Origin of the sequence: Nonomuraea sp. NPDC050790, assembly GCF_044456745.1 — a bacterium.
Taxonomy (GTDB): domain Bacteria; phylum Actinomycetota; class Actinomycetes; order Streptosporangiales; family Streptosporangiaceae; genus Nonomuraea.
In genome coordinates, this window is sequence record NZ_JBITGF010000001.1 from 1,287,018 (window position 1) to 1,303,730 (window position 16,713).

The 16,713-nt window shown below is 74.9% G+C and carries 13 protein-coding genes; 7 read left to right on the plus strand and 6 right to left on the minus strand.

The annotated features are described in order from the left end of the window. The first annotated feature begins 87 nt into the window (after positions 1-87). The gene (locus ACIBEJ_RS05790; protein WP_397181438.1) at positions 88-5,568 is read left to right on the plus strand and encodes a biotin carboxylase N-terminal domain-containing protein; all 5,481 of its coding nucleotides are present in this window, start codon (positions 88-90) and stop codon (positions 5,566-5,568) included. A 102-nt stretch (positions 5,569-5,670) separates the two neighbouring features. Here ACIBEJ_RS05790 and ACIBEJ_RS05795 read toward each other — a convergent pair whose 3' ends face one another. Together ACIBEJ_RS05795 and ACIBEJ_RS05800 are read right to left on the minus strand one after the other, a co-directional pair. After that, the gene (locus ACIBEJ_RS05795) at positions 5,671-7,170 is read right to left on the minus strand and encodes an ABC transporter permease subunit (RefSeq protein WP_397181439.1); all 1,500 of its coding nucleotides are present in this window, start codon (positions 7,168-7,170) and stop codon (positions 5,671-5,673) included. Continuing rightward, positions 7,167-8,057, minus strand: a complete 891-nt coding sequence (locus ACIBEJ_RS05800) for an ABC transporter ATP-binding protein (RefSeq protein WP_397181440.1) — start codon at positions 8,055-8,057, stop codon at positions 7,167-7,169. The genes ACIBEJ_RS05795 and ACIBEJ_RS05800 overlap by 4 nt, the downstream gene beginning before the upstream one ends. A 122-nt stretch (positions 8,058-8,179) precedes the next feature. Between ACIBEJ_RS05800 and ACIBEJ_RS05805 the strand changes: the two genes are divergently transcribed. Together ACIBEJ_RS05805 and ACIBEJ_RS05810 are read left to right on the plus strand one after the other, a co-directional pair. Then, positions 8,180-9,622: a sensor histidine kinase gene (locus ACIBEJ_RS05805; protein WP_397181441.1), complete on the plus strand. Its 1,443-nt coding sequence runs from the start codon at positions 8,180-8,182 to the stop codon at positions 9,620-9,622. After that, complete coding sequence (locus tag ACIBEJ_RS05810; protein ID WP_397181442.1) at positions 9,619-10,290, plus strand: response regulator; 672 nt, start codon at positions 9,619-9,621, stop codon at positions 10,288-10,290. Before ACIBEJ_RS05805 ends, ACIBEJ_RS05810 begins: the two co-directional genes overlap by 4 nt. On the opposite strand, the gene ACIBEJ_RS05815 is transcribed toward ACIBEJ_RS05810, so the two are convergent. Continuing rightward, positions 10,268-10,795, minus strand: coding sequence for an XdhC family protein (locus tag ACIBEJ_RS05815; RefSeq protein ID WP_397181443.1), 528 nt, complete (start codon positions 10,793-10,795; stop codon positions 10,268-10,270). The genes ACIBEJ_RS05810 and ACIBEJ_RS05815 overlap by 23 nt on opposite strands. 28 nt (positions 10,796-10,823) lie before the next feature. Beyond that, positions 10,824-12,491, minus strand: a complete 1,668-nt coding sequence (locus tag ACIBEJ_RS05820; protein WP_397181444.1) for a protein kinase — start codon at positions 12,489-12,491, stop codon at positions 10,824-10,826. Positions 12,492-12,598: 107 nt separating this feature from the next. On the opposite strand from ACIBEJ_RS05820, the gene ACIBEJ_RS05825 reads away from it, so the two are divergent. Both ACIBEJ_RS05825 and ACIBEJ_RS05830 read left to right on the plus strand, forming a co-directional pair. Further along, the gene (locus ACIBEJ_RS05825) at positions 12,599-12,829 is read left to right on the plus strand and encodes a hypothetical protein (protein WP_397181445.1); all 231 of its coding nucleotides are present in this window, start codon (positions 12,599-12,601) and stop codon (positions 12,827-12,829) included. Positions 12,830-12,832: 3 nt separating this feature from the next. Then, positions 12,833-13,291 (plus strand): Clp protease N-terminal domain-containing protein, encoded by a 459-nt coding sequence (locus ACIBEJ_RS05830; protein WP_397181446.1) that lies wholly within the window; start codon positions 12,833-12,835, stop codon positions 13,289-13,291. Positions 13,292-13,512: 221 nt separating this feature from the next. Here the strand turns inward: ACIBEJ_RS05830 and ACIBEJ_RS05835 are convergent, their stop codons facing one another. Then, positions 13,513-14,124 carry a TetR/AcrR family transcriptional regulator gene (locus tag ACIBEJ_RS05835; RefSeq protein WP_397181447.1) on the minus strand — a complete coding sequence of 204 codons (612 nt, stop codon included), beginning with the start codon at positions 14,122-14,124 and terminating at the stop codon, positions 13,513-13,515. Between the two features lie 71 nt (positions 14,125-14,195). On the opposite strand from ACIBEJ_RS05835, the gene ACIBEJ_RS05840 reads away from it, so the two are divergent. Together ACIBEJ_RS05840 and ACIBEJ_RS05845 are read left to right on the plus strand one after the other, a co-directional pair. Then, positions 14,196-15,371, plus strand: coding sequence for a cytochrome P450 (locus ACIBEJ_RS05840; RefSeq protein WP_397181448.1), 1,176 nt, complete (start codon positions 14,196-14,198; stop codon positions 15,369-15,371). Between the two features lie 11 nt (positions 15,372-15,382). Continuing rightward, a complete protein-coding gene (locus tag ACIBEJ_RS05845; RefSeq protein WP_397181449.1) occupies positions 15,383-15,775 on the plus strand; it encodes a methyltransferase domain-containing protein in 393 nt (130 codons plus the stop codon). On the opposite strand, the gene ACIBEJ_RS05850 is transcribed toward ACIBEJ_RS05845, so the two are convergent. Then, positions 15,765-16,526 (minus strand): GNAT family N-acetyltransferase, encoded by a 762-nt coding sequence (locus ACIBEJ_RS05850; RefSeq protein ID WP_397181450.1) that lies wholly within the window; start codon positions 16,524-16,526, stop codon positions 15,765-15,767. The genes ACIBEJ_RS05845 and ACIBEJ_RS05850 overlap by 11 nt on opposite strands. Between the last annotated feature and the right edge of the window lie 187 nt (positions 16,527-16,713).

The window sequence follows — 16,713 nt, forward strand, 5'->3', positions numbered from 1 at the left end:
CGAGCAGGGTATGGGGACAGGGTGCAGGCGACGCTCCGGGTTTCGGACGTCGCCTTCTGTGCGTTACGTCTTGGGGAGGCTCAGCCGGTGTTCAGTCGTGTGGCCATCGTCAACCGCGGAGAGGCCGCGATGCGGCTCATCCACGCAGTGCGGGATCTTTCGGCGGAGACCGGGCAGCGGATCGAGACGGTCGCCCTCTACACCGACGCCGACCGCGAGGCGACGTTCGTGCGCGAGGCCGACCTGGCGGTAGCGCTGGGGCCCGCCTCGGCCCGCCCCTACCTCGACCACGCCGTGCTGGAGCGGGCGCTGGCCGCGTGCGGCGCCGACGCCGCCTGGGTGGGGTGGGGGTTCGTCGCCGAGGACCCGGCCTTCGCCGAGCTGTGTGAGAAGCTCGGCGTCACCTTCGTCGGGCCCAGCGCCGAGGCGATGCGCAGGCTCGGCGACAAGATCGGCGCCAAGCTGCTGGCCGAGCAGGTCGGCGTGCCGGTGGCGCCGTGGAGCCGCGGCGAGGTGGCCACGCTGGAGCAGGCGCTGGCCGCCGGGCAGGAGATCGGCTACCCGCTGATGCTCAAGGCCAGCGCGGGCGGCGGCGGGCGCGGCATCCGCATGGTCGCCTCCGGCCAGGAGCTGGCCGAGGCGTACGAGCGCACCAGCCAGGAGGCCGAGCGGGCGTTCGGCTCGGGCGTGGTGTTCCTGGAGCGGCTGGTCACCGGCGCCCGGCATGTGGAGGTGCAGGTCATCGCCGACGGGCACACCGCGTGGGCGCTGGGGGTGCGCGACTGCTCGGTGCAGCGCCGCAACCAGAAGATCATCGAGGAGTCGGCCTCGCCGGTGCTGTCGGCCGCCCAGTCGGCCGAGCTGAAGGCCTCCGCGGAACGGCTGGCCGTCGCGGTCGGCTACCGCGGCGCCTGCACGGTGGAGTTCCTCTACCATCCGGGCGAGAAGCTGTTCGCGTTCCTGGAGGTCAACACCCGGCTGCAGGTCGAGCACCCGATCACCGAGCTCACCACCGGCACCGACCTGGTCCGCCTGCAACTGCACGTGGCGGCGGGCGGCCGGCTGGAGGGCGAGCGGCCGGGCGAGATCGGGCACGCCGTCGAGGCGCGGCTCAACGCCGAAGACCCCGACCGCGACTTCGCGCCGGCCCCCGGCCGCATCGCCCGCCTGATCCTGCCGACGGGGCCGGGCGTGCGCGTCGACACCGGCGTCAGCGAGGGCGACACCATCCCGGCCGACTTCGACTCCATGATCGCCAAGGTGATCGCCTACGGCCGCGACCGCGAGCAGGCGCTGGGCCGGCTGCGCCGCGCCCTGGCCGACACCACGGTCATCATCGAGGGGGGCGCGACCAACAAGAGCTTCGTCCTGGACCTGCTCGACCAGCCCGAGGTCGTCCAGGCCAGCGCTGACACCGGCTGGATCGACCGTGTCCGCGCCGAAGGCCGCCTGGTCAGCCACCGCCACTCGGCGATCGCGCTGGCCGCCGCCGCCATCGAGGCCTACCAGGACGAGGAGGAGGTCAGCCGCCAGCGGCTGCTGTCGACCGCCCACGGCGGCCGGCCCCAGGTCCAGCACGACCCCGGCCGCCCCCTGGACCTCAAGCTGCGCGGCGCCGCCTACCAGGTGAGCGTCGCCCGCGTCGGCCAGCAGCGCTTCCGCGTCGGCATCGGCGCTGCCGGCGGCCGCCCCCACCCGGCCGACGTCGAGGTCGAGCGCTTCGACGCCCACTGCGGCCACATCGTCGTCAACGGCCGCCGCTTCCGCCTCGTCTCGGCCACCCACGGCCCCATCCACCTGGTCGAGGTGGACGGCGTCACCCACCGCATCAGCCGCGACGAGGGCGGCGTCGTGCGCTCCCCCGCCCCCGCGCTCGTCGTCGCCACGCCGCTGGCGGTCGGCGACGAGGTCGAGGCCGGCGCGCCGCTGCTGGTGCTGGAGAGCATGAAGATGGAGACCGTGCTGCGCGCGCCCTTCCGCGCCCGCGTGCGCGAGTGCCCGGTCGCGGTCGGCAGCCAGGTCGAGACCGCCGCCCCCCTCATGCGGCTCGAACCCCTGTCGGACCAGGACGGCGCCCAGGCGCAGGACGCCGCCGCCGACGTCGAGATCGACCTGCCGGACGAGCCCGCCCCCGCCTCCCCCGCCGAACGCGTCGAGCGCGGCCTGCAGGACCTGCGCAGCCTGCTGCTCGGCTTCGACGTCGACCCCCACGACGGCCAGCGCGTCCTGTCGGCCTACCTGTCGGCGCGCGCCGAACTCGGCGGCCGGCTGCTGGAGGGCGAGCTGAACCTGCTCACCCTGTTCGCCGACCTGTGCGAGCTCAGCCGGAACAAGCCCGGCGTCGAACTCGACGCCCAGCCCGACAGCGCCGTGCACAGCCCGCGCGAGTTCTTCCACAGCTACCTGCAGAGCCTGGACGCCGAACGCGCCGGGCTCAGCGACGACTTCCAGGCCAAACTCGCCACCGTCCTGGCCCACTACGGCATCACCGGCCTGGACCGCACCCCGCGCCTGGAGGCGGCGGTCTTCCGCATCTTCCTGGCCCAGCAGCGCATGAGCGCCGACGTGGCCATCGTCTCGGAGCTGCTGCGCCAGTGGCTGGGCGGCGCTCCCCCGCTGGAGTCGCTGTATGAGCGGGCGGGCCTGGCGCTGGAGCACCTGGTCGAGGCCACGCAGGTGCGCTTTCCCGCCGTGTCCGACCTGGCGCGCGGCGTGGTGTTCCGCTGGTTCGCCCAGCCGCTGCTGCGCCGTACCCGGGCCAAGGTGTACGCGGCCGTGCGCGACGAGCTGCGCTACCTCGACCTCAACCCCGAGGCGCCCGACCGGGCCGAGCGCATCCAGGTGATGGTCGCCAGCGCCGAGCCGCTGGTGCGCCTGATCGGCCAGCGCATGCGCCGCCCGGGACGCGACCACGCCCCGCTGCTGGAGGTGCTGACCCGCCGCTACTACGGCAACCGCGCCCTGTCGCACGTGCAGGTGCGCGAGCAGGCCGGCTGCCGGTTCGTCACCGCCGAGCACACCGGCCCCAACGGGCTGGCCCGCGTGGTCACCACCGCCGTCGACATCGCCGACCTGCCGCAGGCGGTGGCGGCGCTGGCGGCCTTCGCCGAGCCGGGCACCCGCGAGCTGGTCGCCGACCTCTACCTCACCTGGGAGGACCAGGGCGACGCCGAGGCCATGGCGCAGCGGCTGGGCCGCGTGCTGGCCGAGCACGCCCGCCCCCACGGCGTGCGCCGCATCACCACGACGGTCGCCGGCACCGGCGGCGCGGTGATGCACCACCACTTCACCTTCCGCCCCGACGAGCAGGGCGGGCTGGCCGAGGACCGGCTCATCCGCGGCCTGCACCCGCAGATCGCCCAGCGGCTGCAGTTGCAGCGGCTGCGCGCCTTCGACCTGACCAGGCTGCCCTCAGCCGATGAGGAGGTCTACCTTTTCAAGGCCGTGGCCAAGACCAACCCGGCCGACGAACGGCTCATCGCCATGGGCCAGGTGCGCGACCTGACGCCGCTGCGCGAGGCCGACGGCCGGCTGGTGGCGCTGCCGGCGGTGGAGGACGCCATCACCGCCGGCCTGGACGCCATCCGCAACATCCAGGCCCAGCGCCCGCAGAACAAGCGCTTCGACACCAACCGCATCATGATGTACGTCTGGCCGGCGACGGAGATCTCCCCCGACGAGCTCAACATGCTCGTGCAGCGCATCCTGCCGACCACGGCGGGCGCCGGGCTGGAGGAGGTGCAGTTCGTGGCCCGCCAGCGCAACGCCTCCGGCGAGCTGTCGGAGGTGTCGGTGCGCATCACCCTGGACGCCGGGCGCGGCGCGCACGTGCACGTCGGCAAGCCCTCCACCGAGCCGCTGCAGCCGCTGGACGACTACCGGCAGAAGGTGCTGCGCGCGGCCCGCCGCGGCACCGTCTACCCCTATGAGCTGACCGGCCTGCTGGCCGGGCCGCGCGGCCGCTTCGCCGAGCACGACCTCGACGAGCACGGCGCGCTCGTGCCCGTCGAGCGGCCCGCGGGCAAGAACAGCGCGGCGATCGTGGCCGGGGTGGTCAGCACGCCGACCGAGCGCCACCCCGAGGGCGTGACCCGCGTGGTGCTGCTGGGCGACCCGACCAAGGCGCTGGGCGCGTTGTCGGAGCCGGAGTGCGCGCGCGTCATCGCCGCCCTGGACCTGGCCGAGCGGATGCGGGTGCCGCTGGAGTGGTTCGCGCTGTCGGCCGGGGCGCGCATCTCGATGTCCTCCGGCACCGAGAACATGGACTGGGTGGCCGCCGCGCTCAAGCGGATCGTCACCTTCACCCAGGCCGGCGGCGAGATCAACATCGTGGTCGCGGGGATCACCGTGGGGGCGCAGCCGTACTGGAACGCCGAGGCGACGATGCTCATGCACACCAAGGGCATCCTGGTGATGACGCCGGACTCGGCGATGGTGCTCACCGGCAAGCAGTCGCTCGACTTCTCCGGCGGCGTCTCTGCCGAGGACAACTTCGGCATCGGCGGCTACGACCGGGTGATGGGGCCCAACGGGCAGGCGCAGTACTGGGCGCCGAACCTGCCGGCCGCCCGCGAGGTGCTCATGGCCCACTACGACCACGCCTACGTGGCGCCCGGCGAGGCGGGGCCGCGCCGTGCCGCCACCGCCGACCCCGCCGGGCGCGACGTGCGCGCCTACCCGCACCAGGTCGCCGGCAGCGACTTCACCACCGTCGGCGAGATCTTCTCCGCCGAGCACAACCCCGACCGCAAGAAGCCGTTCGACATCCGCACCGTGATGCGCGCGGTCTCCGACCAGGACCACGCGGTGCTGGAGCGGTGGGCCGGCATGGCCGACGCCGAGACCTCCGCGGTGCAGGACGCCCACATCGGCGGGTTCCCCGTCTGCCTGATCGGCATCGAGTCGCGGTCGGTGCCGCGGCGCGGCTTCCCGCCCACCGACGGCCCCGACACCTACACCGCCGGCACGCTGTTCCCGCGCTCGTCGAAGAAGACGGCGCGGGCGATCAACGCCGCCTCCGGCAACCGGCCGCTGGTGGTACTGGCGAACCTGTCCGGGTTCGACGGCTCGCCGGAGTCGATGCGCAAGCTGCAACTGGAGTACGGGGCGGAGATCGGCCGGGCGATCGTCAACTTCGACGGCCCGATCGTGTTCTGCGTGATCTCCCGCTATCACGGGGGCGCGTTCGTCGTCTTCTCCAAGGCGCTCAACCCGAACATGACGGTCCTGGCGCTGGAGGGATCGTTCGCGTCGGTGCTGGGCGGCGCTCCGGCGGCGGCGGTCGTCTTCTCCGGCGAGGTCAACAACCGCACCGCCACCGACGCGCGCGTCACCGGGCTGCAGGCGCGGGTCTCGGCGGCCAGCGGCGCCGAGCGGGCGGCCCTGAACGCGCAACTGGCCGAGGTGCAGTCGGCCGTGCGGGCGGAGAAGCTCGGCGAGGTGGCCGCGGAGTTCGACCGGGTGCACAGCATCCAGCGGGCCGTGCAGGTCGGGTCGGTGGATGCCATCATCAGCGCCGCCGAACTGCGCCCGCGCATCATCGCCGCCCTTGAGCAGGCCCTCGGGTAAAAACCCTTTGTGCGGTACGGCGGGCCGGCCGCCGGCCAGCGCGGCGGCCCAGGCCGGGCAGGGTCGGCAGGGGTTCAGAGGGGGGCGGCGGTGGTTGCGGGGTCAGGCGTCGCCTCGGGTCAGGCGGCGCAACCCCAGCGCCATCGCCAGCGCCGCGTACCCGGCCAGCACCAGCAGGCCCGCCCAGCCCGGCAGCGGAAAGGCGCCCTCCTGCGGCAGCCCCCCGCCGGTCACGTGCGGGTAGGCGGGCACGCTCTGCTGGACGGCGAAGCCCGCCGCCGGGCTCACCCGCAGCAGCCACCGCCCCACCGGCGGCGCCAGCAGCGACGAGGTCGCCAGCACGTACGGCAGCACCACCAACCCCACGGCCACGACGACGGCGGGAGCGGCCCGGCGCAGCCAGGCGCCCAGCCCCACCGCCAGCACCGCCGTCAACGCGAGCATCGCCGCGCTCCCGGCCACCACCCCGGCCTCGGCCAGGCGCCCCACCGGCAGCACGTACGCGCCGCCGGCCCGCAGGATCGCCATCGAGACCAGCACGCCAGCCGTCAGCGCCACCAGCGACCCGGCGAAGGTGAGCGACCCGGCGACCACGGCCTTGGCCGCCAGCACCCGGCCGCGGCGCGGGCTGGCCAGCAGGCTCACCGCGATCAGGCCGCGCCGGTACTCGGAGGTGACGAACACGGCCGAGACCACGATGACGGCGATCAACGCCAGCACCACCCCGGTCAGCACCTGCTGCGACGTCACCCCGCCGTGCACCCCCAGCGGCGCCACGTCGCCGCTGCCGCGCACCGTGAGCACGCCCCCCGCCTGTCCCGCGCCCCCCGCGCCCGCACCCCCCGCGCCTGCGCCGCCTGTCCCCGTGCCGCCCGTGCCCGTGCCGCCCGTGCCCGTGCCGGTGTGGGTCAGGCCGCCGGTCAGGGTGCCGGAGAAGGTGAGGTGGTCGAAGACGCCGGTCGCCGTCGCCGGCCGCGCCCGGGCGATCACCCCGCCCAGGTCGGCCCGCACCACCCGCAGCTCATCGGGAGAGGCGGCGAACACCCCCACCCGCACCCGCTCGCCGAGCCCGGCCGGGCGGACGGCGCCGATCGTGCGCCAGCGGCGCCCGTCGGCGGACTCGGCCCCCGTGACGATCGGGCCGGCGCGGGTCAGGCGCAGCCACCGCGCCCCCTGCCCGGTGCTTCCCGCCACGTCCTCGGTGAAGTCGTGCTGCAGGCGCACCCCGTGCCCGGCCGTCACCATCACCGCCGCGTAGGAAGCGCCCGGTCGCAGGCCGTCCTTCAGCAGCAGCCCCGCCTTGGCCCACGGCACCGTCCCGCTCAGCGACGCCACCCGCACCGTCACGCTGCCGTCGCCGGTCAGCTCCCGCTGCAGGAAGGACGGGTAGTCCTCGACCGCCTGCCCGCCCGGCCCGATCGGCGGCTTCGGGCAGGCCGCCACCGTGTCGTTCACCTCGCACCGGGTGGAGCTGCCCGCCGCCGTCACCACCGCCACCACGAACACCGCCAGCAGCCCCGCCGCCGGCCCCGCCGTCCACGAGCGGACCGAACGCAGCTTCGTCCACTCCGCCCGCACCATCCGCCACCACGCCACGCTCACCGGCCCAGCTCCATGTAGGCATCCTCCAGGGTGGCCCGGTAGGTCTCGACGCCGGTGAAGGGGACGGCGGCGCCGTCCAGCACCTGACGCACGCGCCCGGCGGACTCCAGCCCCGCGACGCTCAGCCCGCCGGGCCCGCTGACGGTCACACGCGCGCCCGCGCCACAAAGGGCCGCCATCGCCGCCTCCCGCGCGCCGGTCCGCACGGTGAAGCGCCCGCGCGAGGCGTCATCGAGGAGGGTGGCCACGTCCAGGTCGGCCACCACCCGCCCCCGCCCCGCCACCACGAGATGACCCGCACGCTCGCTCAGGGCGCTCATCAGCCGCACCGCCACCAGCACCGCGCGCCCCTCGGCCGCCAGCCCGGCCAGCAGCCCCGCCATCCAGCAAGCCCCATCCGGGTCCAGACCGGCGAACGGCTCGTCCAGCAGCAGGATCGGCGGATCCCCCAGCAGCGCCGCCGCCAGCGCCAGCCGCTGACGGCTCCCGGACCTCAGCGCGCCCGCCCGCCGCCGCAGCTCCGCCCCCAGCCCCGCCAGCTCCGCCACCTCCGCCACCCGCCGCGGCCCGAGTCCCTGCGCGCGGGCCAGCCACAGCAGGTGGTCGCGGGCCGTGCGGCCCGGATGCGGCGCGCCCGCGTCCAGCAGCGCGCCGACGTGCCGCAGCGGCTCCCGCAGACTCCGGTACGGCCGGCCGCCCACCAACGCCGTGCCCTCCTGCGCCAGGTCCAGCCCGAGCACGACCCGCAGCGTGGTGGACTTGCCCGCGCCGCCGGGCCCGACGAGAGCGGTGACCTGCCCGGGACGGGCGGTGAAGGACATGCCGTCCAGCGCCGTCACCGCGCCGAAGCGTTTGCGCAGGCCGTCGACCTCGATGGTTGCCTCCATGACCGGCAGCGTAGAGGGGCGGGGGTGGTGGGTCGTCCCGCGTGCGGGGGATCTTCCCCGCGCGGGGGCTCCCCCCGGGGGAGGGATGCCGGTCGGTGGGCGGGCGGGCCACAATGGCTTGCGTGAGGCAGGGCGATGACCAGCGGCGACAGCGCGGACGGTGGTGGCGGGAGCACGCGTTCCAGGTGGCGGGGGCGGCGCTGGTGGTGCTCGCCGTGGGCGAGGCGCTGCTGCGCGCGCGGGGCCTGCCGGTGGACTGGGGGTCGGTGAGCGACGTCGTCCCCGCCGGAACACACACCCCGCCCGGCGCGGGCCCACACCCGTCGGGCCCGGACCTGACGGGCCCGGACCTGACGGGCTTGCATCCAGCGGGCGCAGACGGGGCGGGCAGGGGCGCGGATCCGGCGGGCACAGGCCGGGACGGCTTCTACCCGGCGGGCGCAGGCCAGCCGGGCGCAGGTGGGATGGGTGCGGGTGGGATGGGTGCGGGTGGGATGGGTGCGGGTGGGATGGGTGCGGGGCCGGGAGGTGGGCGGGCGATGTCGGTGCTGGTGGCGCCGTTGCTGGCGCTGGCCACGACCGTTGCGCCCGTGCTGCTGCGCGGTCAGCGGGTGGCCGCCGCGGCGCTGGTGAGCGTCTCGGTGGTGCTGTCGCTGCTGGCCTTCCAGACGCTGACCGCCGCCGCGGTCGGGGCGCTGCTGCTGGCCTGCTACCAGGCCGGGCGCAGCGGGCCCGCGACGGCGGCCGTGGCGGTGGCGGCGCCGTACCCGGTGATGGAGCTCGCCGCCACCGCGGGAGCGGCCACCGCCACGCACACGCTCGTGCTCGCCTGCCTGGCCCCCGCGACCGCGCTGGCCGCGATCGCCCGCCGCGCCCGCGCCGAGGCCCGCGAGCACACCCAGGCCCGCCAGGTCATCGCCGAGTCGCTGCTGGAGCACACCGCGCGCGGCGAGCGCGCCCGCATCGCCCGTGAACTGCACGACGTGGTCGCCCACCACATCTCCATGGTCGCCGTGCAGGCCGAGACCGCCCGGGTCAGCGTCGCCGGCATGCCGGCCGCCGGCGCGCAACGCCTGTCGGCCATCGGCGACACCGCGCGGGCGGCGCTGACCGAGATGCGCCGCCTGCTCGGCGTGCTGCGCGAGGACACCGGCCGGCCCGCCGCCCGCCGCCCGCAACCGGGCCTCGGGCTGGCCGAGCTCAACGAGCTGCTGGACGAGGCCCGCCAGGCGTCCGGCACCGGCCTGCGGCTCATCCTGGACGGGGTTCCGGTCGCGCTGGATCCCGGGGTGGAGCTGGCGGCGTACCGGATCATCCAGGAGGCCCTCACCAACGCCCGCCGGCACGCGCCCGGCGCCGCCGTCGACGTGCGCCTGCACTACAGTGACCAGGGCCTGCGCCTGAGCGTGCGCGACAACGGCCCGGGGCCCGCGGGCGGCGACGGCCTCGGCCTGGCGGGGATGCGCGAGCGTGCCGCCGCCGTCGGCGGGCGCCTGAGCACCGGGGCAGCGCCCGGGGGCGGGTTCCTCGTCGAAGCCCGCCTGCCAGGAAAGGACGGCCCATGAGCGGCGTGCGCATCGTGGTCGCCGACGACCATCCGGTCGTGCGCACCGGTTACGCCGAGATGCTCGGCAGCCAGCCCGGCTTCACCGTCGTGGCCACCGCCGCCGACGGCGGCCAGGCGGTGCGGCTGTGCCGCGAGCACACCCCGGACGTGGTGCTCATGGACGTGCGCATGCCCGGCATGGACGGCATCGAGGCCACCCGCCTGCTGGCCGCCGACCCCGCCGGTCCGCGCGTGCTCATCCTGACGACCTTCGACCTCGACGAGTACGTCTACGACGCGCTGCGCGCCGGAGCCAGCGGCTTCCTGCTGAAGGACGTCACCGCCGAGCGGCTGTTCGAGGCGGTGAGCGTGGTCGCGGCCGGTGAGGCGCTGCTGGCACCGGCCATCACCCGGCGCCTGATCAGCGAGTTCGCCCAGTTGCGGCCCCGGCGCGACCCGTCGTCGGCGGCGGCGCTGCGGGCGCTGACCCCGCGCGAGACCGAGGTGCTGCGCCTGCTGGCCGAGGGCCTGTCCAACCCGGAGATCGCGGTACGCCTGACGGTCACCGAGGAGACGGTCAAGACGCACGTCAGCCGCATCCTGTCCAAGCTCGGGCTGCGCGACCGCACCCAGGCCGTGGTCACCGCCTACGAGAGCGGCCTGGTCATCCCGGGCTCTCGAACGTGAACCCGCCCGGGCGGCCGTTGCGTTCGGCGATCAGCCCGGCCAGCGTCGCCACGGCGATCTCCGGCGGCGTCTGGGAGCCGATGTTGAGGCCGATCGGCCGGTGCACGCGGGCGATCTCGGCGTCCGGCACGCCCAGCTCGCGCAGCGCCCGCACGTGCGGGCCGGTGTGGCGGGGGCTGCCCATGATGCCGATCCAGCGGGCCGGGGTGTCCAGCAGCTCGCGCAGCAGCGGGCCGATCTCGTCCCGGTGGTGGTCGGTGAGCACCACGTCGGTGCCGGCGTCGATGTAGGGGCCGGGCTCGCGCTCGGCGGGCACGCCGTCCAGGCTCCGGCCGGTGTCGGGTTCCAGCAGGACCGTGCGGAAGCCGAGGTCGGCGCCGTAGCGCAGCAGGCACTCGGCCACCGGCGAGGCGAACACCGCCACCAGGGCGCGGGCCTGCCCTTCGGCGCCGGCGTGCCCGTGGGCGGCGGCGCACGCCGGGTCGTGGTCGTGACCGTGTGTCATGACGGCAAGTCTGCGCGTCGCGGGCACGTCATGACAAGCGGCAGGTGACCTCCTGGGCCATCGTGTTGGCGGGCGCCTCGGCGCTGGCGTCGCGGCCGGGGTACTTCCACTGGCACACCATCGTGGCGGTGATGTTCGAGCCGCCCAGGCACCACAGGTTGGACCAGCCGCCGCCCGCCATGCTCGCGCCCTGCGCCTTGCAGTAGGCGTGGGCGTCGTTGAAGGTGATCGGCGCCTGGGAGGGGGCGGGTGGGTCGCTGGGCGGCGGGGTGGTCTTGGTGGGCCGGGGTTTCTGCGTGCGGGTGCGGGTGGGTGCGGCGCTGGTCGGCTCGACGGGCGCCTGCGTGCGGGGCGCCTTACGGGTGGCGCTGGGGGTGGCGCGGGGCGGGGCGCTGCTGAGCGTGGGTACGGCCTCGGCCGACTGCGCCCGCCGGGTGGCCCCGGGCGTCGGGGTGCCCTGCGGGGCCGGGGTCGCGCCCACGTGGGCGGAGGGGGTGGTCGGGGCGGGGGCCGGGACGGAGGCCTTGGCGGCCGTGGTCAGGGTGGCGCGTTTGCCGGAGGCGTCGGGGGCCAGCACGGCGTAGCCGGTGACCGCCGCGGCCAGCAGGACGGCGCCCGCCGTACCCAGGGCCAGGGCGCGGCGCCGGCCGCGGCGGGCGGATGCCGCGGGGCGGGCGGCCACGGGAGCCGTCGGCACACCCGGCGAGTTCGCCACGCCCGGCGCGCCCGCACCACCCGCGACGCCAGAACCACCCGAGACGCCAGCCATGCCCGATATGCCGGCACCACCCGAGAGGCCTGAGGCGCTCGGAACGCCGGGCACGTCCGGGGCGGCGAAGCCGGGGGCGGCGCGGCGGCGCAGCGGGACGGTGTCCCACGCGGGCGGCGGCAGCGCGCGCAGCCGCTCGATCACCTGGGCCGCGCTGGGCCGCCCGGCCGGATCCTTGGCCAGGCACTCCTCCAGCAGGCGGCGCAGCGGCCCGTCCAGGTCGCCGAGGTCGGGATCGCCCTGCAGGATGAGGTGCAGGATGCCGGGGATGGACTCGCCGACGAAGGCCCGCTGGCCGGTGGCGGCGTAGACCATGGTCGCGCCCCAGGCGAAGACGTCGGCGGCGGGCCCGACCTCGCCGCCGGCGATCTGCTCGGGCGCCATGTAGGCGGGGCTGCCGATGGGCTGGCTGCTGACCACCGACTGGCTGAGGTCCAGGGCGCGGGCGATGCCGAAGTCGATGACGACCGGCCCGTCGGGGCCGAGCAGCACGTTGCCGGGCTTGAAGTCGCGGTGCACGACCCCGGCCTCGTGGATGGCGGCCAGCGCGGTGGCGGTGTTGACGGCCAGGCGCTGCAGCGCAGCGGCGCCCCGGGCGCCGTTGTCGCGCACCGACGCCTGCAGCGAGGGCCCCTCGACGTACTCGCTGACGATGTACGGCCGGGCCCCCACGAACCCGGAGTCCAGCACGTGCGCGGTGCAGAAGGGCGCCACCCGTTTGGCGGTCTCGACCTCGCGCAGGAAGCGCTGCTGCTCACGCAGGTCGGCGATCAGGTGCGGGTGCAGCAGTTTGACGGCGACCAGCGCGCCCTGGCCGGTGCGCGCGATGTAGACGGTCCCCTGCCCGCCTGCCCCAAGGCGCCCTTCGAGGCGGTAAGGGCCCACCGCCCGGGGGTCCTCGTCCAACAGGGCCAACACCTCGGGCACCAGGCCTCCCGCCAGTAACGTGGGCCAAGATCGTACCAAAGCGGGAGCAATGCCGGTTAAGCAACTCAGGTTGCCTAAGGCGGACTTAGTCAACTAGAGTTGCTCGCATGTCCGCTGAACAGATCCCCGTTCCCGCCGACCCCGCCGACGGCCTGGCCGCGGTGGCGGCCCTGCGGCGGCTGGCCGACCAGCTGGAGGACGCCGCCGTCGAGCAGGCGATGCGGGCGGGCTGGGGCTGGCCGCAGGTCGCCGAGGCGCTCGGGGTGACGCGCCAGGCGGTTCACAAGAAGCACGCCAAGCGGCTCATCGCCGCGGGCGTCCAGTTGAGGAGGCGCTGAGCCGTGACCCCCTTCGAGAACTACTTCCACGCCATCATGCGGCAGGGAGAGCACGAGGCGCGCCAGGACCACTCGGCCACCCTTGAGGCCCACCACCTGCTGCTGGCCATCGCCGCCCACGAGGGCACCCCCGCCCACCGGCTGCTGGCGGAGGTGGGCCTGGACCGCCGGGGGGTGCGCGAGGCGCTGGATCGCGAGTTCGAGCACAGCCTCAACGCCGTCGGCATCTCCGCCGCCGACTACCACCTGCCGCCCTCGGCCGGGTCGCCCAAGTCCCCGGCGCTGGGCGCCTCGGCCAAGCTCGCGCTTGAGCGCGGGTTCACCGCGGTGCGTACGAAGGACCTCGACTCCACCTCCGTGCTCGCCGGCATCCTGCGGGCGCAGGCCGGCACCGTGCCCCGCGCCCTGGCTCTGGCGGGCGTCGACCGCGAGGCCCTGCTGTCCCGCCTCCAGCCCGCCTGAGACGGACCTCATCCGGGCGGAGTGAGGGGCCGGCGGCCCAGCGGCGCAGGGAGTCGGCGGCGGGCCCCTGGGCCACGGCCTCGCCCGGGGCGGTCAGCTCGCGCGGCGGCAGCACCGAAGCACGGTGGCGGGGTCGCGGTTGGACGTGTGATCGCTGGCATCGACATGGGCCTGTCGCGGATGGTGAGCGGCACGTCTCCGCAGCAGGGCGGGGGTGACCACTACAGCGAGCGCAGGCCGCGCATCGCCAGCTCGGCCGCCTCGCCGCCCGCCTTCCTGCGCTGCGCCTCGGTGTGGCCGAGCTCGTGGCCGACCAGCGAGGCGGCCTGCAGCGCGCCCATCAGGGCGCCGATCGCCGCCGCCGCGGTGACCTGGTCGATCTCCTCGGGGAAGGTCTCGGCGAACGCCGCCGCGATGTTGCGCTGCAGGTCGAGCAGCACCATCAGCGCCCTGGCCTGGACCGAGGGCACGGTCATGACCAGCGTGCGGTAGAGCTCGGCCCACTGCGGCTCGCCGTACGCCGGCCCGTGGTCGAGGAAGCGGGCGACCACCTCCTCGTAGGTGCGCAGCAGCAGGTCGGAGATGGCCTCGTCGGGACGGCGGCCGGCCAGCACCTCCAGCGTCACCTCGTAGAAGTCGCCCGCGGCGAAGAAGACGACGTCCTCCTTGCTCGGGAAGTGGTTGAAGAACGTCTTGGTGGCCACGTCGGCCGCGGCGGCGATCTGGGCGACGGTGGTCTGCTCGAAACCCCGCTCGGCGAACAGCCCGAAGGCGGCCTCGGCGATGAGCTGCCTGGTCTGCCGCTTCTTGCGCTCGCGGCGTGTCTCCTCCATGCGCAAACCTTACACCACAAGCATGCTTACATCGGTTGTAACTTTACTCGTGGTGGTGTTATCTGGAGGGCATGATGCCTCTGCAACCCCCGCACGGCCGCCCCTTCGACCCGCCCGACGAACTGGCCCGGCTGCGCGAGCAGTGCCCGGTCAGCCCGATGACCTACCCCGACGGCCACGAGGGCTGGCTGGTGACCAGTCACGAACTGGTCCGCGCGGTCCTGGCCGACCGCCGCTTCAGCCACCGCGCCGACCTCGTGCACACCCCCATGCCCGGCGCCGGCGCGCGCGTCCCCCTCACGCCGGCCCCGCCGGGCGCGTTCCTGGCCATGGACCCGCCCGAGCACACCCGCTACCGTCACCTGCTCACCGGCCAGTTCACGGTACGGCGGATGCGCCGGCTCACCGGCAGCATCGACGCCGTCGTGGCCGCCCACCTCGACGCCATCGAGGCCAAGGGCCCGCCCGCCGACCTCGTCGCCGACTTCGCCCAGCCGATCCCCGGCGTGGTGATCTGCGAGCTGCTCGGCGTGCCCGACGACGAACGCGAACGCTTCCGCCACCACATGCCCGTCCTCGGCAGCACCAGCGCGAGCGCCGAGGACAAGGCCGCCGCCTTCGCCGCCGCCAACGGCCAGATCGCCGCACTGGTCGCCGCCAAGCGCGCCCACCCCACCGACGACCTGCTCAGCGGCCTGGTCACCGGCGGAGAGCTGACCGACGAGGAACTCGTCACGATCGCGTTCGTCGTCATGGGCGGCGGTTTCGACACCACCGCCAACATGCTCGCGCTCGGCGCCTGGGCGCTGATGCGCCGGCCGGGCGCCGTGGAACACCTGCTGCGCGATCCCGATGCGGCGGTGGAGGAACTGCTGCGCTACCTCAGCATCATCCCCCTCACCGCGCGGGCGGCGCTGGAAGACGTCGAGCTCGGCGGCGTGCTGGTGCGCGCGGGCCAGACCGTCACCGTCTCCATCCCGGCCGCCAACCGCGACCCCGCGCACTTCCCCGACCCCGACCGCCTCGACCTGGACCGTTCGACCGCCGGGCACCTCGCCTTCGGGCACGGCATCCACCAGTGCCTCGGCCAGCAGCTCGCCCGGGTGGAGATGACGGCCGGGCTGCCGGCGTTGTTCGCGCGCCTGCGGGGGTTGCGGCCGGCCGTACCGGAGGAGGAGGTGCCGCTGCGCACGGACATGATGATCTACGGCCTGCACGCGCTCCCGGTCACGTGGGAGGCGGGCTAGGATCCGCCCCCGTGATCGAGCCTGACTTCCTGACCAGCACCCGCACCTCCTACGACACGATCGCGGCCGCCTACGCCGAGGTCGTGCGCGACGAGATGGACCGCAGGCCCCTCGACCGCGCCATGGCCGGCGCCTTCGCCGAGCTGGTACGCGGCCGCGGGCCCGTGGCCGACGTGGACCTGTCGCCCGGCATGCTCGCCCTGGCCAGGAAGGCGCTGCCGGACGTGCGGTTCGTGGAGGGCTCCATGCTGAAGCTGCCGGTGCCGGACGCCGCCGGGCTGCGCACGCAGGCCCGGCTGGTACGCGAGCCGGACAACGAGCGCGCGCCTCAGGCCTTCCTGCTGGCCCGCAAAGCTCTCACGGCCGATACGGACGTCACCCACATCACCGACGTCACGGACTGAGGTACGGCGTCGTCGTCGCCAGCGCCGAGAACCCCAGCCTGGCCAGGATCGGCCGGCTGGTCGGCGCCGCGTCGACCTGCAGGAAGCGGTACCCGCGCGCGGCGGCCAGCCGGGCGCGGTAGGCCACCAGCGCGCGGTACAGGCCCCGCCCGCGCCAGCCGGCGACGGTGCCGCCGCTCCACAGGCTGGCGAAGTCGGTGCCCGGGTGCAGTTGCATGCGCGCCGCACTGACCGGCTGCCCGCCGGCCATCGCCACCACCGCCTCCACCTCGCCCGGCCGCTCGGCCAGGAGCGTCAGCAACTGGTGGCGCACCCGGGAGGAGTCGCCGCCGAAGGCCTGGTCGTGCACGGCGCCCATCAGCTCCACCCCGGCCTCGTCGCGCACCGGCACCAGCTCCACCCCGCCGGGCACCTGCTCGCTCAGCTCCAGCTCGCCGATGCGCCCGACCATGAGCGTCTCGGGCTCATCCGGTACGAACCCCGCCTCCGCCAGCCGTTCACCGAGATCGGCGGGACGGTCGTGGCTGTAGAGCTTCCATTCGAAGCTGCGGCCCAGCGCGCCGAAGAAGGCGAGCTGCTCGGCGATGGCCGCCTCGGCCCCGGCGGCGTCGAGATCGGACCACAGGATGCCGTTCCAGTCGTCGGGGCCGCCGACCTGGCGTACCACCGAACCGGTCCACTCCACCCGGACACCCGGGGTGTCGGGTCGCGCCTGCCGGCGCATCTGCAGGTCGAACAGCGGCAACGTCACGCGCTCACCATAACGCCCGGCCCGCGGCCGTTTCGATCGTGATTTCCGGGACGGGTGGATCACCTGGGTGAGCGGGCCGGAGCCGGCGGTCCCGGGGGAAGGTCAGCGTCGCGCCGCGCGAGCCATCCGGCCGTCGAGCGTTCGGGCGATTGCTCCCGGCCGGGCAAGGATGACATCGTGGCGATCC